Raw genomic sequence first — 15,268 nt, 5'->3', positions numbered from 1 at the left:
CACGACCCGGAGAACCTGACATCACATGAAGGTCAAGCCGAGCGTCAAGAAGATCTGCGACAAGTGCAAGGTGATCCGCCGTCACGGTCGGGTCATGGTCATCTGCGACAACCTGCGCCACAAGCAGCGCCAGGGCTGACGCACGACCCGCAACTCGCAGTTCTTCAAGCGACGCACACACGTAATTACGCAGTCACCCGTCCCGGCATGCCGGGACGACACCTTCGGCGGGGGCCGAGGACCCGGAACGTACCTTGTACGGCGGCCGGGAACGGTACTGCGGAAGACCTCCGAATCAACAGGAGCCATGAATGGCACGCCTTTCCGGCGTTGACCTCCCGCGTGAGAAGCGCGTGGAGATCGCCCTCACCTACGTCTTCGGCATCGGTCGCACCCGTGCCCAGGAGACCCTGAAGAACACCGGTGTGAACCCCGACACCCGCGTTCGCGACCTTGCCGAGGAAGACCTCGTCAAGCTCCGCGACTACGTGGATGCCAACTTCAAGACCGAGGGTGACCTCCGTCGCGAGGTGCAGGCCGACATTCGCCGCAAGGTCGAGATCGGCTGCTACCAGGGTCTGCGTCACCGTCGTGGCCTTCCGGTCCACGGTCAGCGCACCCACACCAACGCTCGTACCCGCAAGGGTCCGCGTCGCGCCATCGCCGGTAAGAAGAAGCCGGGCAAGAAGTAGTCCTAGCGGACGCAACTGCGGTGCCGCCGGGGGGCGACCCCGGATCTCCGCAGACGAAAGCGGTTCGCTCAGGACCGACCACCTCCACGGGAGTAATACATGCCTCCGAAGGGCCGTCAGGGCGCAGTCAAGAAGGTGCGCCGCAAGGAAAAGAAGAACGTCGCTCATGGGCACGCCCACATCAAGAGCACGTTCAACAACACGATCGTCTCGATCACGGACCCCTCGGGCAACGTGATCGCTTGGGCCTCTGCCGGCCATGTCGGCTTCAAGGGCTCGCGCAAGTCGACTCCGTTCGCCGCGCAGATGGCCGCCGAATCGGCTGCCCGTCGCGCGCAGGAGCACGGCATGCGCAAGGTCGACGTCTTCGTCAAGGGTCCCGGCTCCGGCCGTGAGACCGCGATCCGCTCCCTCCAGGCCACTGGCCTCGAGGTCGGCTCGATTCAGGACGTCACCCCCACTCCGCACAACGGATGCCGCCCGCCCAAGCGCCGCCGCGTCTGACCACCTGAAGTAGGAGACAAGACAATATGGCGCGTTACACCGGGGCCGACTGCAAGCGATGCCGTCGGGAGAAGCAGAAGCTGTTCCTCAAGGGCAGCAAGTGCGAGAGCGCAAAGTGCCCGATCGAGATCCGTCCTTACCCCCCGGGTGAGCACGGCCGCGGGCGCACCAAGGACAGCGAGTACCTCCTTCAGCTTCGCGAGAAGCAGAAGTGTGCCCGTATCTACGGTGTACTCGAGAAGCAGTTCGTGAACTACTACAAGGAAGCGAACCAGAAGTCCGGCAAGACCGGTGAGAACCTTCTGCGCATCCTTGAGATCCGTCTCGACAACGTGGTCTACCGGGCCGGCTTCGCCAAGTCCCGCGACCACGCCCGTCAGCTGGTTCGTCACGGACACATCACCGTGAACGGCCGCAAGACCGACATCCCGTCGGCTCGCGTGGCTGTGAACGACATCGTCGAGGTTCGCGAGTCCTCGCGTCAGATGACCCCGTTCGTGGTCGCTGCCGCCGAGGCCGGCGAGAAGACCGTGCCCGCGTGGCTCGAGTCGATCCCGTCGAAGCTCCGGATCCTCGTGCACTCCCTGCCCGAGCGGCCTGTTATCGACACGCAGGTCCAGGAGCAGCTGATCGTGGAGCTCTACTCCAAGTAGTAGCGGCTCAGCGATGCGGGCGGTACGACCCCGATGGGGCCGTACCGCCCGTACCCTTGCAGTACCCCTCGGCATCAAATAGCGGATGCCGATGACTGGAGGAACATCATGCTTATCGCTCAGCGTCCGTCGCTGACCGAAGAGGTCGTCGACGAATTCCGCTCCCGGTTCGTGATCGAACCGCTGGAGCCGGGCTTCGGCTACACCCTCGGAAACTCCCTTCGCCGCACGCTCCTCTCCTCGATCCCCGGTGCCGCTGTCACCAGCATCCGGGTCGACGGCGTTCTGCACGAGTTCACCACCGTGCCGGGCGTCAAGGAGGACGTGACCGACGTCATCCTCAACATCAAGCAGCTCGTCGTCTCCTCGGAGCACGACGAGCCCGTCGTGATGTACCTGCGCAAGCAGGGCCCGGGTGTCGTCACCGCCGCCGACATCGCGCCCCCGGCCGGTGTCGAGGTGCACAACCCCGACCTGGTTCTGGCCACCCTGAACGCCAAGGGCAAGCTGGAGATGGAGCTGACCGTCGAGCGCGGTCGCGGCTACGTCTCCGCCGTCCAGAACAAGCAGCAGGGCCAGGAGATCGGCCGGATCCCGGTCGACTCCATCTACAGCCCGGTGCTCAAGGTCACGTACAAGGTCGAGGCGACCCGTGTCGAGCAGCGCACCGACTTCGACAAGCTGATCGTCGACGTCGAGACCAAGCAGGCCATGCGCCCGCGCGACGCCATGGCGTCGGCCGGTAAGACCCTGGTCGAGCTGTTCGGTCTGGCGCGCGAGCTCAACGTCGACGCCGAGGGCATCGACATGGGCCCGTCCCCGACGGACGCCGCTCTGGCCGCCGATCTGGCACTGCCGATCGAGGAGCTCGAGCTCACCGTTCGTTCGTACAACTGCCTCAAGCGCGAGGGCATCCACTCCGTGGGTGAGCTCGTCGCCCGCTCCGAGGCCGACCTGCTCGACATCCGCAACTTCGGTGCGAAGTCGATCGACGAGGTCAAGGCGAAGCTGGCCGGCATGGGCCTGGCCCTCAAGGACAGCCCGCCCGGATTCGACCCGACCGCCGCCGCCGACGCCTTCGGCGCCGACGACGACGTGGACGCCGGATTCGTGGAGACCGAGCAGTACTGATCCGACTCCGTCGCGGAGGCGGGCCCGACCGCGGTTCACGCCGCGAGTCGCCGCCTCCGCGCGGTGCGGTCAAGACTTCTGGCAGGCACACGCCCGTCGGACACTGACACCGGTACCTGATCCGGCCGGTGCAGAAAAGAAGGAGAAAGACCATGCCTCAGCCCGCCAAGGGTGCTCGTCTGGGCGGCAGCGCCGCCCACGAGCGTCACCTGCTCGCGAACCTTGCGAAGGCGCTGTTCGAGCACGGCCGCATCACCACCACCGAGGCCAAGGCGCGTCGTCTGCGTCCGGTCGCGGAGCGCCTCATCACCAAGGCGAAGAAGGGCGACATCCACAACCGTCGCCAGGTGCTGGCCACCATCACCGACAAGAGCATCGTGCACACGCTCTTCACGGAGATCGGCCCGCGCTACGAGAACCGCCCCGGTGGTTACACGCGTATCACCAAGATCGGCAACCGTCGTGGCGACAACGCCCCGATGGCGGTCATCGAGCTGGTCGAGGCCCTGACCGTGGCCCAGGCCGCCACTGGTGAGGCCGAAGCGGCGACGAAGCGCGCGGTGAAGGAAGACACCCTCAAGAAGGACGACGCCCCGGCGAAGTCCGACGAGGTCGTCGAGGACGCCAAGCCGGCCGAGAAGGCCGACGAGGAGTCGAAGGACGCCTGATCCAGGCGTTCGGCGTACTACGGACGGGCCCGTTCCCAGCTTCTGGGGGCGGGCCCGTTCCGCGTGATCAGCACTCAGCACGAGAGGACCGCACGGTGAGCGACGAGGTGGAGCCCGGGTTCGTACGGGTGCGGCTGGACCTGTCGTACGACGGGGCCGAATTCTCCGGCTGGGCGAAGCAGCGGACCCGGCGCACCGTGCAGGGCGACCTGGAGGCGGCGCTGCAGACCGTCATGCGGCTGCGGGAGCCGGTCTCGCTGACGGTGGCCGGCCGGACGGACGCGGGGGTGCACGCGCGCGGTCAGGTCGCGCACCTGGACCTGGCCGAGGACGTGTGGGCCGAGCACGGCGAGAAGCTGCTCAGGCGGCTCGCGGGGAAGCTGCCGCAGGATGTGCGGGTGTGGCGGGTCCGGGTGGCGCCGCGGGCCTTCAACGCGCGGTTCTCGGCGATCTGGCGGCGTTACGCGTACCGGGTCGGCGACCAGCAGGCCGGGGTCGACCCGCTGCTGCGCGGCCACGTGCTGTGGCACGACCGCCCGCTGGACGTGGACCTGATGAACGAGGCGGCGCAGAAGCTGCTCGGGGAGCACGACTTCGCGGCGTACTGCAAGAAGCGTGAGGGCGCGACGACCATCCGCAGGCTGCTGGAGCTGCACTGGGAGCGCACGCCCGACGGGGTGGCCGTCGCGACGGTCCGGGCCGACGCGTTCTGCCACAACATGGTGCGGGCGCTGGTCGGCTCCATGCTGCTGGTCGGGGACGGGCACCGGCCGGCCGGGTTCCCCGGCGAGGTGCTGGCCGGGGGCGTCCGCAATTCCGCGGTGAACGTGGTGCGGCCGCACGGGCTGACGCTGGAGGAGGTCGGCTACCCCGCCGACGACCAGCTCGCCGCCCGCAACCTGCTGGCCCGCAATATGCGGACGCTGCCCGGCTGCCTCTGAGGTGCCCCGGTGCCTCGGTGCCGGATCGGCACCGGGTCCTGCGGGGCCTAGCTTCCCGCGGCCGTGTCGCGCGCCGCCGCGTCCTTGCCGCGCTGCACGATGCGCTCGAAGGCGAAGTTCGACGCGTCGACCCCGGCCTGCTTGGACGCGGTGTCGGCGTTGGTGGCGGTCGTGCCGTTCTTCGGCCCGGAGATCGTGTAGTAGGCGTAGCGGCCGACCGAGTTCGAGGTCGTCCAGCAGGACACGTTGTGGCAGAACGCGGTGACGCCGCCGCCGTTCAGCGGCAGCAGGAAGTGCAGGGTGGCCTTGGCCTTGTCGGCCGGCGCCTTGCCGTCGAAGACCGCGACGCCGACGGTGACCGCCGAGTTGCCCAGGACGTAGGTCGCCCGGACCACCTGGCGGCACTTGTTCTGCGGCAGCGCCGCCGCGAGCCCGTCGGTGGCGGCCGCGGCGCAGGTCGTCGTGGAGGTGCCGGCGGTCCTGGTGTACGTGTGGCCCGCGATCGTCATCAGTTTGCCGGGGAAGAGGGTCTCCGCGCTGATGGGGGCCGAGTCCTTCTTGGCCGTGGAGATGTAGTCGAGGGGGTTCTTCGGCGGCGCCGGGGCGACCGAGGAGAACGACGGCTCGGGCGGCAGGGGCTGCGAGGGCGCCGTGGTGGTGGGGCCGGCCTTCGGCTTGCCGTCGCTCTTGTTGGACGCCACGACGGCGGCGGCGACGATGCCCGCGACGGCCACCGCGGCGAGCGCTCCGCCGCCGATCATGAACAGCTTGCGGCGCTTCGCCGCGGCCTCGCGCTGCGCGGCGAGCGCTCCCCAGTCGGGGGCGTTGGTCTGCGGGGTCTGCGGGAAGGCGCCGGGACCGGCCGCCGGGCCGTGCGGCTGCTGGGGGAAGGACGGCGGGGTGCCGGCGGCGAGGCCGCTCGTCGGCGGCGCCCAGGCGGGCGCCTGCGGTGCGCCGGGGACGCCCTGTGCGGGCTGCTGGGGCTGCTGCTGGGCCTGTGCGGGCTGCTGGGCGCCGGCGGCCGGCCGGCCCTGCGCGCCCTGGCCGTACGGGTCCTGCGGAGCCGTGCCGTCGGGTATCCGCGGTGCCTGCGGGCCGGGCGCCGCGGGCGGGCCCGACTGGTACGGGAGCGGCCGGGACGGGATGACGAGTCCCTCCAGCACCTCGCGCCGGCCCTCGCCCCCGGACTCGGGCGGGGTGGGCGCCGGCAAGCCCTGGCGCGGGTCGTGGGAAGGCGTGGGCCCATCAGTCATGACGCGCATCATATTCGGCGAACGGGTGGGGTGGACGCCCGATCCCGGTGGCTCCGGTCGCCGGCGTCCGGCCACTGGAAATCGGTTTGGGCCGGGGCCATGGCAGGGGCGAGAATCCAGAGTTATGGGACATGTAGAGGCGGCACACCTGGAGTACTACCTTCCGGATGGACGGGTGCTGCTCGGCGACGTCTCGTTCCGGGTGGGGGAAGGCGCCAAGGTCGCTCTGGTCGGGGCGAACGGCGCGGGCAAGACGACCCTGCTGCGGCTGATCTCGGGAGAGCTCAAGCCGGACGGCGGCTCGGTGACCATCAGCGGCGGGCTCGGCGTCATGCCGCAGTTCGTCGGCTCGGTCCGGGACGACCGGACGGTGCGGGACCTGCTGGTCTCCGTGTCGCGGGCGCGGATCAGGACGGCCGCGAAGGCCGTGGACGCGGCCGAACTGGCGATCATGGCGCAGGACGACGAACCGGCGCAGATGGCCTACGCGCACGCGCTCAGCGACTGGGCGGAGGCGCACGGCTACGAGGCCGAGAACATGTGGGACATGTGCACCCTGTCCGCGCTGGGCGTCCCGTACGAGCGGGCGCAGTGGCGCGAGGTCAAGACGCTCTCCGGCGGTGAGCAGAAGCGCCTGGTCCTGGAGGCCCTGCTGCGCGGCACCGACGAGGTGCTGCTGCTGGACGAGCCGGACAACTATCTGGACGTGCCCGGCAAGCGCTGGCTGGAGGAACAGCTCGCGCAGACCAAGAAGACCGTGCTGTTCGTCTCCCACGACCGGGAGCTGCTGGCCCGCTCGGCGGAGCGCATCGTCAGCGTGGAGCCCGGGCCCGCGGGCTCGGACGTGTGGGTGCACGGCGGCGGCTTCGGCACGTACCACCAGGCGCGCAAGGACCGGTTCGCGCGGTTCGAGGAGCTGCGGCGCCGGTGGGAGGAAGAACACACCAAGATCAAGCAGATGGTCTTCCGGCTGCGCCAGCAGGCCGCGATCAGTCCGGACATGGCGTCGCGCTACCACGCGGCCCAGACCCGGCTGAAGCGCTTCGAGGACGCCGGTGCCCCGCAGGAGCCGCCGCGTGAGCAGGACATCAAGATGCGGTTGCGCGGCGGCCGTACCGGGGTACGGGCGGTGACCTGCAAGGGGCTGGAGCTCACGGGTCTGATGAAGCCCTTCGACCTGGAGATCTACTACGGCGAACGGGTCGCGGTCCTCGGCTCCAACGGGTCGGGCAAATCACACTTCCTGCGGCTGCTCGCCGGCCAGGAGGTCCGGCACACCGGTTCCTGGAAGCTCGGCGCCCGGGTGGTGCCCGGCCACTTCGCGCAGACCCACGCGCATCCGGAGCTGGTGGGGCGCTCGCTGGTCGACATCCTGTGGACCGAGAACGCGCACGACCGCGGCCGGGCGATGGGCGTCCTGCGCCGCTACGAGCTGGAGCGCCAGGGCGACCAGAACTTCGGCAGCCTCTCCGGGGGACAGCAGGCCCGCTTCCAGATCCTGCTGATGGAGCTGGCGGGCACCACCGCCCTCCTGCTGGACGAGCCGACGGACAACCTGGACCTGGAGAGCGCCGAGGCCCTCCAGGAGGGCCTGGAGGCCTACGACGGCACGGTGCTCGCGGTGACGCACGACCGCTGGTTCGCCCGGTCCTTCGACCGCTACCTGGTCTTCGGCTCGGACGGTGTCGTCCGCGAGTCGACGGAGCCGGTCTGGGATGAACGACGGGTGGAGCGCAATCGGTGAGCTCCGGGTTACGGTGGGATGACGGCAAGGGCCCTGACCAGGGCATCGGGGCGCGTTTTGACCCGTACGGTCGAAGCCGGGTATTCTGCGAGTTCGTTATGCGTATTGGCTTGCTCGTTCTCACGTGAGAGGCCCTTACGCCGGTCCGCCGGGCCGAACACCAGCGGCAGTACCGGGTTGCGTCCCCGAGTGCTGCCAAGACTGTCGTGATCGTCCGGGTGGCCTTGTCAGGACTCCACTCTCTGAAGAAGCGAAGGCTACGACCGTGCGTACGTTCAGCCCCAAGCCCGGCGATGTAACTCGCCAGTGGCACGTCATCGACGCGCAGGACGTTGTCCTGGGCCGTCTGGCCTCTCAGGCCGCGAACCTTCTCCGGGGCAAGCACAAGCCTGTGTACGCCCCGCACGTTGACACCGGTGACTTCGTCATCATCATCAACGCCGACAAGGTTCACCTTTCCGGTAACAAGAAGTCCCAGAAGATGGCTTACCGCCACTCTGGCTTCCCGGGTGGTCTGCGCTCCGTCCGCTACGACGAGCTGCTCGACAAGAACCCCGAGAAGGCCGTCGAGAAGGCCATCAAGGGCATGATCCCGAAGAACACCCTGGGCCGTCAGATGCTCTCGAAGCTGAAGGTCTACGCGGGCACCGACCACCCGCACGCTGCGCAGCAGCCGGTCCCGTTCGTGATCAGCCAGGTCTCGCAGTAGTCCCGGCCACCAGCTACCAGCAGAAAGCATCTGAGGAGAATCGTGGCTGAGACCACTACCGAGGCCCCCGTCGTCGAGGCTGACGACACCACCGAGACCGTCGAGGCCTTCGGGTCCGAGGAGGCTCCTACGGAGTACACCTCGGAGTCCGAGGCTCCGGAGGAGTACACCTCCGAGTCTCTCGCGGGCCGCTTCGGCGACCCGCAGCCGGCAGCCGGCACCGGCCGCCGCAAGCAGTCCATCGCCCGTGTCCGCATCGTGCCGGGCTCTGGCAAGTGGAAGATCAACGGTCGCACCCTCGAGGGTTACTTCCCGAACAAGGTGCACCAGCAGGAAGTCAACGAGCCGTTCAAGCTCCTTGAGCTGGACAACCGCTACGACGTCATCGCGCGTATCGGTGGCGGCGGCATCTCCGGCCAGGCCGGTGCGCTGCGCCTCGGTGTTGCCCGTGCGCTGAACGAGGCGGACACGGACAACAACCGTGCCGCCCTCAAGAAGGCCGGATTCCTGACGCGTGACGACCGTGCGGTCGAGCGCAAGAAGGCCGGTCTGAAGAAGGCCCGTAAGGCGCCGCAGTTCAGCAAGCGCTAATCACGGCTTGGCGTTCGCCCCGGAGGCACTTTGTGTGCCTCCGGGGCGTTCGCTATTTACCCCCCAGGGCGTATACCTGTCGGTAACGCCCATGGTTCCCATACTCGGAGGAATAACAGTGGGACGACTCTTCGGCACGGACGGCGTGCGCGGCGTCGCCAACGCGGACCTGACCGCCGAGCTCGCGCTCGGCCTGTCCGTCGCGGCGGCTCATGTGCTCGCTGAGGCAGGCTCGTTCCGGGGTCACCGGCCGGTGGCCGTGGTCGGGCGCGATCCACGTGCTTCGGGGGAGTTCCTGGAGGCCGCCATCGTGGCGGGCCTCGCGAGTGCCGGTGTGGACGTCCTGCGGGTCGGTGTGCTGCCCACCCCCGCGGTGGCGTATCTCACCGGCGCGCTGGGTGCCGACCTCGGCGTGATGCTCTCCGCCAGCCACAACGCGATGCCGGACAACGGTGTCAAGTTCCTGGCCCGCGGCGGCCACAAGCTCGACGACGACCTCGAGGACCGCATCGAGCGGATCTACGAGGAGCACCGCGCGGGCGAGCCCTGGGACCGGCCGACCGGTTCAGGCGTCGGCCGGGTGAAGGACTACACCGAGGGCTTCGACCAGTACGTCGCGCACCTCATCGGCGTGCTCCCGAACCGCCTCGACGGACTGAAGATCGTCCTGGACGAGGCGCACGGCGCCGCCGCCTGGGTGTCACCCGAGGCGTTCTCCCGGGCCGGAGCCGAGATCGTCACGATCGGTGCCCAGCCCGACGGCCTCAACATCAACGACGGCTGCGGCTCCACGCACCTCGAACTGCTCAAGGCCGCCGTGGTCGAGCACGGCGCGGACTTCGGCATCGCCCATGACGGTGACGCGGACCGCTGCCTGGCCATCGACGGCGACGGCAACGAGGTCGACGGCGACCAGATCCTGGCCGTGCTCGCCCTGGACCTGCGCGAGCGGGGCGGGCTGCGGGAGAACACCGTGGTCGGCACCGTGATGTCCAACCTCGGCTTCAAGCTGGCGATGGAGCGCGAGGGCATCAACCTCGTGGAGACGGCGGTCGGCGACCGCTATGTGCTGGAGTCGATGAAGGAGCACGGCTACGCGCTGGGCGGCGAGCAGTCCGGCCACGTCATCGTGCTGGACCACGCCACGACCGGCGACGGCACGCTGACCGGCCTCCTGCTGGCCGCCCGCGTCGCCTCCACCGGCCGCACGCTGGCCGACCTGGCCGGCGTCATGCAGCGGCTCCCGCAGGTGCTGGTGAACGTGCCGGACGTCGACAAGAGCCGGGTCGACACCGCCCCCGAGCTGGCGGCCGCCGTTGCCGAGGCCGAGCGCGAACTGGGCACCACCGGACGGGTGCTGCTGCGCTCCTCCGGCACCGAGCCGCTGGTCCGCGTCATGGTCGAGGCCGCCGACATCGACCACGCCCGCTCGGTCGCGGGCCGGCTGGCCGACGTCGTGAAGTCCGTCCTGGGCTAGTACCCCGTACGTGAAGGAGCGCGCCGCCCGTCCGGGTGGCGCGCTCCCTTGCGTCGGGGCCGGTTCAGAGCTTGCGCAGCGACAGCCGCTGGACCTTGTGCTGCGGGCCCTTGCGGAGCACGAGCGTGGCGCGGCTGCGCGTCGGCAGCACGTTCTGCTGCAGGTTGGGCCGGTTGACGGTCCGCCACATCAGCTGGGCGTATTCCAGCGCCTCCGCCTCCGAGACCTGCGTGTACTTGCGGAAGTACGAGAACGGGTTCTGGAAGGCCGTCTCCCGGAGCTTGCGGAACCGGCCGAGGTACCACTGCTCGATGTCCTCGGTGCGGGCGTCGACGTACACGCTGAAGTCGAAGAAGTCGGCGAGACCGACGCGGGTGCGGCCGTCCTTGCCGGGCAGCGCCGGCTGCAGCACGTTCAGGCCCTCGACGATGAGGATGTCGGGCCGCCGCACCGTCAGGCGCTCACCGGGGACGATGTCGTAGATCAGGTGCGAGTAGACGGGAGCGGTCACCTCGTCCTTGCCCGCCTTCACGTCGGCGACGAAGCGGGTCAGCGCGCGCCGGTCGTAGGACTCGGGGAAGCCCTTGCGCGACATCAGGTCGCGGCGGTGCAGTTCCGCGTTGGGCAGCAGGAAGCCGTCGGTGGTCACCAGCTCGACCCGCGGGTGCTCGGGCCAGCGGGCCAGCAGCGCCCGCAGGATGCGGGCGGTGGTCGACTTTCCGACCGCGACGCTCCCCGCCACCCCGATGACGAACGGGGTGCCCGGCTGCTCGCCGTGCCCGCCGCCCGCGTCGCCGAGGAAGGTGTTCAGGGCGCCCCGCAGACCGCTGTGGGCGGCCACGTACAGGTTGAGCAGCCGGGACAGCGGCAGATAGACGTCGACGACCTCGTCGAGGTCGATGACGTCGCCCAGGCCCCGCAGCCGCTCCACCTCGTCGGCGGTCAGCGGCAGGGGCGTCCGCTCCCGCAGCGCGCTCCACTCCGCGCGGCTGAGGTCCACGTACGGGCTGATCTCGGCGCGTCGGCGCTGCTGCTGATCGGTGGTCGGCACACGCCCCATTGTGCTGCCGCTCCGCGCCCGGCTCACCTCGGGGGGCACGGGCCCGTCCGGCGGGCCGTCGGAGGTGCCTCTGGGACGGCGGGGCGCTACGGCCATAGGGTGAGCGGCATGTGCGGAATCGTGGGGTATGTGGGCGGCCGGTCCGCTCTCGATGTCGTCGTCGCCGGGCTGCGGCGGCTGGAGTACCGGGGCTACGACTCGGCGGGTACCGCCGTGCTGGCCGACGGTGGTCTGGCCGCCGCCAAGAAGGCCGGCAAGCTCGCCAACCTGGAGGCGCTGCTCGCGGAGCAGCCGCTGCCGGCCGGCGGAACCGGGATCGGGCACACGCGGTGGGCGACCCACGGCGGCCCGACGGATGTGAACGCGCACCCGCACCTGGACAACGCGGGGCGGGTCGCGGTGGTGCACAACGGCATCATCGAGAACTTCGCCGCGCTGCGTTCGGAGCTGGCCGAGCGCGGCCACACGCTGGAGTCCGAGACCGACACCGAGGTCGTGGCGCACCTGCTCGCCGAGTACTTCTCCTCGTCGGCGGACCTGGCGGAGGCGATGCGGCAGGTGTGCCGGCAGCTGGACGGGGCGTTCACGCTCGTCGCCGTGCACGCGGACGAGCCGGACGTGGTGGTCGGGGCGCGGCGCAACTCGCCGCTGGTGGTGGGCGTCGGGGAGGGCGAGAACTTCCTGGCGTCGGACGTCGCCGCGTTCATCGAGTACACCCGTGAGGCGATCGAACTGGGCCAGGACCAGGTCGTCGAGCTGCGCCGGGAGAGCGTGACCGTCACCGACTTCGAGGGCAAGCCGGCCGAGGTGCGGCCGTACCACGTCGACTGGGACGTCTCCGCCGCCGAGAAGGGCGGCTACGACTACTTCATGCTCAAGGAGATCGCCGAGCAGCCGAAGGCGGTCGCCGACACGCTGCTGGGGAGGATCGGCACGGACGGCCGGCTGACACTCGACGAGCTGCGGATTCCCGACCGGACGCTGCGCGAGGTCGACAAGGTGGTGATCGTCGCGTGCGGGACGGCGTTCCACGCCGGGATGATCGCCAAGTACGCCATCGAGCACTGGACGCGGATGCCGTGCGAGGTGGAGCTGGCGAGCGAGTTCCGGTACCGGGACCCGATCCTGGACCAGCGCACGCTCGTCGTCGCGATCAGCCAGTCGGGCGAGACGATGGACACCCTGATGGCGCTGCGGCACGCCCGCGAGCAGGGGGCGAAGGTGCTCGCCATCTGCAACACCAACGGCTCCACGATCCCGCGCGAGTCCGACGCCGTGCTGTACACGCACGCCGGGCCCGAGGTCGCCGTGGCCTCGACGAAGGCGTTCCTGACGCAGGTCGTCGCCTGCTACCTCGTCGCGCTGTACCTGGGGCAGGTGCGCGGCACCAAGTGGGGTGACGAGATCACCGGGGTGATCCGCGAGCTGTCGGAGATCTCCACCCAGGTCGGGCAGGTCCTGGAGACCATGGAGCCGGTGCGGGAGCTCGCGCGCTCGCTGAAGGACAAGAACACCGTGCTGTTCCTGGGCCGGCACGTCGGCTACCCGGTCGCCCTGGAGGGCGCCCTGAAGCTCAAGGAGCTGGCCTACATGCACGCCGAGGGGTTCGCGGCGGGCGAGCTCAAGCACGGGCCGATCGCGCTGATCGAGAAGGACCTGCCGGTGGTCGTGGTGGTGCCGTCGCCCCGCGGCCGGTCGGTGCTGCACGACAAGATCGTCTCCAACATCCAGGAGATCCGGGCCCGCGGCGCCCGCACCATCGTCATCGCCGAGGAGGGCGACGAGGCGGTCGTCCCGTACGCCGACCACATCATCCGCATCCCGCGCACGCCGGTGCTGCTCCAGCCGCTGGTGGCCACCGTGCCGCTGCAGGTCTTCGCGTGCGAACTGGCCACCGCCCGGGGCAACGAGGTCGACCAGCCGCGGAACCTCGCGAAGTCGGTGACCGTCGAATGATCATCGGAATCGGCATCGACGTCGCCGAGATCGCGCGCTTCGCCGCGTCCCTGGAGCGCACGCCGGGTCTCGCCGACCGGCTCTTCACCGCGAACGAACGGCTGCTGCCGGGCGGCGAACCCCGCGGCACGGCGTCGCTGGCCGCGCGCTTCGCCGCCAAGGAAGCGCTGGCCAAGGCGCTCGGCGCCCCGGCCGGGCTCGTCTGGCTCGACGCCGAGGTGACGACCGAGGACACCGGCCGGCCGCGGCTCACCGTCACCGGCTCCGTGGCCCGCCGGGCCGCGGAACTGGGGGTGCGGGGGTGGCACGTCTCGCTCAGCCACGACGCGGGGATCGCGTCCGCGGTGGTGATCGCGGAGGGGTAGGGCGGCGGGGTAGGGGTGTGGGTACCGGGCCGCGGCCGGTGATCAACGGCGCTGTCGCGGGTACGGCTCCTGGGGTACGCCCGTGACGCGCGGGAGCGGTGGTTCGGCGAGAGAGGGCGACTTATGCGGCACGCACACACGGCCGAGACCGTTCGGGCGGCGGAGGGCGCGCTCATGGCGCGGTTGCCGGAGGGGGCGCTCATGCAGCGGGCCGCCGCCGGGCTGGCGGCCGCCTGCGCCGGGCTGCTCGGGCGGGTCTACGGCGCCCGCGTCGTCCTGCTCGTCGGCAGCGGCGACAACGGCGGCGACGCCCTGTACGCGGGGGCCCGGCTCGCCCGGCGCGGCGCCGGCGTCACCGCCGTGCTGCTCGCGCCGGACCGGACGCACGGCGGCGGGCTCGCGGACCTGCGGGCGGCCGGCGGCCGCACGGTGGCCGCCGACGCGGCGCTTCCCCTCATCGACCGCGCCGACCTCGTCCTGGACGGCATCGTCGGGATCGGCGGGAAGGGCGGGCTGCGGCCGGCGGCCGTGCCGCTCGCACGGGCCGCGCGCGCATCGCGCGCCACCGTCGTCGCCGTGGACCTGCCGAGCGGTGTCGACGCCGACACCGGCGAGGTGGAGGGACCGGTCGTGCACGCCGACGTCACCGTCACCTTCGGCACCTACAAGCCGGGCCTGCTCATCGACCCGGCGGCCGGCCACGCCGGGGCTCAGCGCCTGATCGACATCGGCCTCGGCCCCGATCTGCCGGTCCCGGCGCTCGAAGCGCTGCAGTTCGCGGATGTCGCCGCGCTGCTGCCGGTGCCGGCCGCCGAGAGCGACAAGTACCGGCGGGGGGTCGTCGGCGTCGTCGCCGGGTCCGCCCGCTACCCGGGCGCGGCCGTCCTCGCGGTGGCGGGCGCGCTGCGCGGCGGCGCCGGCGCCGTGCGGTACGTCGGGCACGGCGCGGAGGCCGTGCTGGCCCGCTTCCCCGAGACGCTCGTCACGACGGGCCCGCCGTCCGAAGCCGGCCGGGTCCAGGCCTGGGTGGTCGGGCCGGGCCTCGGCGACGGCTCGGAGGCGCGGCGGTCGGTCGACGACGTCCTCGCGTCCGACGTGCCGGTCCTCGTCGACGCGGACGGGCTGCGCCTGCTCTCCCGCGAGCAGGTCCGGGCGCGCTCCGCGGCCACCGTCCTCACCCCGCACGCGGGGGAGGCGGCGGCGCTGCTGGGGCGGTCCCGGGAGGAGGTCGAGGCGGCCCGGCTGGCGTCCGTGCGGGAGCTGGCCGAGTCGTACGGTGCCACGGTGCTCCTCAAGGGCTCGACGACGCTGGTGGCCGACCCGGAGCGGACGGTGCCGGTCCGGGTGAACCCGACCGGCACGTCCTGGCTCGCCACCGCCGGCAGCGGCGACGTCCTGTCCGGACTCACCGGCTCCCTGCTGGCCGCCGGCCTCGCCCCCCGCGACGCCGCCTCCGTCGGCGCCCACCTCCACGGCCTCGCCGCCCGTCTGGCCTCCGGCTCCGCCACCATCTCGGCCCAGGAC

The 15,268-nt window shown here is 70.7% G+C and carries 16 protein-coding genes; 14 read left to right on the top strand and 2 right to left on the bottom strand.

Annotated features, from left to right (window positions below):
• Positions 1-25 precede the first annotated feature (25 nt).
• The 7 genes from rpmJ to truA all read left to right on the top strand — a co-directional run bounded on the left by rpmJ (position 26) and on the right by truA (position 4,589).
• Complete coding sequence (rpmJ, locus tag O3X23_RS33725) at positions 26-139, top strand: 50S ribosomal protein L36 (protein ID WP_003956441.1); 114 nt, start codon at positions 26-28, stop codon at positions 137-139.
• 172 nt (positions 140-311) lie between these two features.
• Positions 312-692, top strand: coding sequence for a 30S ribosomal protein S13 (gene rpsM / locus O3X23_RS33720; RefSeq protein ID WP_269276299.1), 381 nt, complete (start codon positions 312-314; stop codon positions 690-692).
• Between the two features lie 99 nt (positions 693-791).
• Positions 792-1,196, top strand: coding sequence for a 30S ribosomal protein S11 (rpsK, locus tag O3X23_RS33715; protein ID WP_138352917.1), 405 nt, complete (start codon positions 792-794; stop codon positions 1,194-1,196).
• 26 nt (positions 1,197-1,222) lie between these two features.
• Entirely contained in the window at positions 1,223-1,849 is a 627-nt protein-coding gene (rpsD, locus tag O3X23_RS33710; RefSeq protein WP_138352918.1) for a 30S ribosomal protein S4, read from the top strand.
• Between the two features lie 108 nt (positions 1,850-1,957).
• The gene (locus O3X23_RS33705; RefSeq protein WP_033177813.1) at positions 1,958-2,980 is read left to right on the top strand and encodes a DNA-directed RNA polymerase subunit alpha; all 1,023 of its coding nucleotides are present in this window, start codon (positions 1,958-1,960) and stop codon (positions 2,978-2,980) included.
• Positions 2,981-3,132: 152 nt separating this feature from the next.
• A complete protein-coding gene (rplQ, locus tag O3X23_RS33700; protein WP_269276294.1) occupies positions 3,133-3,648 on the top strand; it encodes a 50S ribosomal protein L17 in 516 nt (171 codons plus the stop codon).
• Positions 3,649-3,743: 95 nt separating this feature from the next.
• The gene (truA, locus tag O3X23_RS33695) at positions 3,744-4,589 is read left to right on the top strand and encodes a tRNA pseudouridine(38-40) synthase TruA (RefSeq protein ID WP_269276292.1); all 846 of its coding nucleotides are present in this window, start codon (positions 3,744-3,746) and stop codon (positions 4,587-4,589) included.
• 47 nt (positions 4,590-4,636) lie between these two features.
• Here the strand turns inward: truA and O3X23_RS33690 are convergent, their stop codons facing one another.
• Entirely contained in the window at positions 4,637-5,842 is a 1,206-nt protein-coding gene (locus O3X23_RS33690; RefSeq protein WP_269276290.1) for a hypothetical protein, read from the bottom strand.
• 124 nt (positions 5,843-5,966) lie between these two features.
• Between O3X23_RS33690 and O3X23_RS33685 the strand changes: the two genes are divergently transcribed.
• The 4 genes from O3X23_RS33685 (at position 5,967) to glmM (ending at position 10,363) form a co-directional block, all read left to right on the top strand.
• Positions 5,967-7,586: an ABC-F family ATP-binding cassette domain-containing protein gene (locus tag O3X23_RS33685; protein WP_269276289.1), complete on the top strand. Its 1,620-nt coding sequence runs from the start codon at positions 5,967-5,969 to the stop codon at positions 7,584-7,586.
• Between the two features lie 265 nt (positions 7,587-7,851).
• A complete protein-coding gene (gene rplM / locus O3X23_RS33680) occupies positions 7,852-8,295 on the top strand; it encodes a 50S ribosomal protein L13 (RefSeq protein ID WP_269276287.1) in 444 nt (147 codons plus the stop codon).
• Positions 8,296-8,337: 42 nt separating this feature from the next.
• Positions 8,338-8,886, top strand: coding sequence for a 30S ribosomal protein S9 (gene rpsI, locus O3X23_RS33675; protein WP_138352923.1), 549 nt, complete (start codon positions 8,338-8,340; stop codon positions 8,884-8,886).
• Between the two features lie 118 nt (positions 8,887-9,004).
• Entirely contained in the window at positions 9,005-10,363 is a 1,359-nt protein-coding gene (glmM, locus tag O3X23_RS33670) for a phosphoglucosamine mutase (RefSeq protein ID WP_269276286.1), read from the top strand.
• Between the two features lie 64 nt (positions 10,364-10,427).
• Here glmM and coaA read toward each other — a convergent pair whose 3' ends face one another.
• Positions 10,428-11,423: a type I pantothenate kinase gene (gene coaA, locus O3X23_RS33665; RefSeq protein ID WP_269276284.1), complete on the bottom strand. Its 996-nt coding sequence runs from the start codon at positions 11,421-11,423 to the stop codon at positions 10,428-10,430.
• A gap of 108 nt (positions 11,424-11,531) precedes the next feature.
• On the opposite strand from coaA, the gene glmS reads away from it, so the two are divergent.
• The 3 genes from glmS to O3X23_RS33650 form a co-directional block, all read left to right on the top strand.
• A complete protein-coding gene (gene glmS / locus O3X23_RS33660; RefSeq protein ID WP_269276282.1) occupies positions 11,532-13,379 on the top strand; it encodes a glutamine--fructose-6-phosphate transaminase (isomerizing) in 1,848 nt (615 codons plus the stop codon).
• Complete coding sequence (locus O3X23_RS33655) at positions 13,376-13,744, top strand: holo-ACP synthase (protein WP_269276280.1); 369 nt, start codon at positions 13,376-13,378, stop codon at positions 13,742-13,744. The genes glmS and O3X23_RS33655 overlap by 4 nt, the downstream gene beginning before the upstream one ends.
• Positions 13,745-13,867: 123 nt before the next feature.
• Positions 13,868-15,268, top strand: a 1,401-nt coding sequence (locus tag O3X23_RS33650) for an NAD(P)H-hydrate dehydratase (RefSeq protein ID WP_269276278.1), incomplete at its 3' end; no start/stop codon positions are given.

The organism is Streptomyces sp. H39-S7 (assembly GCF_027158205.1).
In the GTDB taxonomy this organism is placed as follows: Bacteria; Actinomycetota; Actinomycetes; order Streptomycetales; family Streptomycetaceae; genus Actinacidiphila.
Note: the sequence above shows the minus strand (reverse complement) of the source record. Positions and strands in the feature narration are given on the sequence as shown.

Bases quoted from the DNA above. Each gene is read 5' to 3' on its own strand.
- rpsD (WP_138352918.1), top strand. From the start codon at position 1,223: ATGGCGCGTTACACCGGGGCCGACTGCAAGCGATGCCGTCGGGAGAAG.
- rpsM (WP_269276299.1), top strand. From the start codon at position 312: ATGGCACGCCTTTCCGGCGTTGACCTCCCGCGTGAGAAGCGCGTGGAG.
- rpmJ (WP_003956441.1), top strand. From the start codon at position 26: ATGAAGGTCAAGCCGAGCGTCAAGAAGATCTGCGACAAGTGCAAGGTG.
- rplQ (WP_269276294.1), top strand. From the start codon at position 3,133: ATGCCTCAGCCCGCCAAGGGTGCTCGTCTGGGCGGCAGCGCCGCCCAC.
- O3X23_RS33655 (WP_269276280.1), top strand. From the start codon at position 13,376: ATGATCATCGGAATCGGCATCGACGTCGCCGAGATCGCGCGCTTCGCC.
- coaA (WP_269276284.1), bottom strand. From the start codon at position 11,423: ATGGGGCGTGTGCCGACCACCGATCAGCAGCAGCGCCGACGCGCCGAG.
- rpsK (WP_138352917.1), top strand. From the start codon at position 792: ATGCCTCCGAAGGGCCGTCAGGGCGCAGTCAAGAAGGTGCGCCGCAAG.
- glmS (WP_269276282.1), top strand. From the start codon at position 11,532: ATGTGCGGAATCGTGGGGTATGTGGGCGGCCGGTCCGCTCTCGATGTC.
- O3X23_RS33705 (WP_033177813.1), top strand. From the start codon at position 1,958: ATGCTTATCGCTCAGCGTCCGTCGCTGACCGAAGAGGTCGTCGACGAA.
- O3X23_RS33685 (WP_269276289.1), top strand. From the start codon at position 5,967: ATGGGACATGTAGAGGCGGCACACCTGGAGTACTACCTTCCGGATGGA.
- O3X23_RS33690 (WP_269276290.1), bottom strand. From the start codon at position 5,842: ATGACTGATGGGCCCACGCCTTCCCACGACCCGCGCCAGGGCTTGCCG.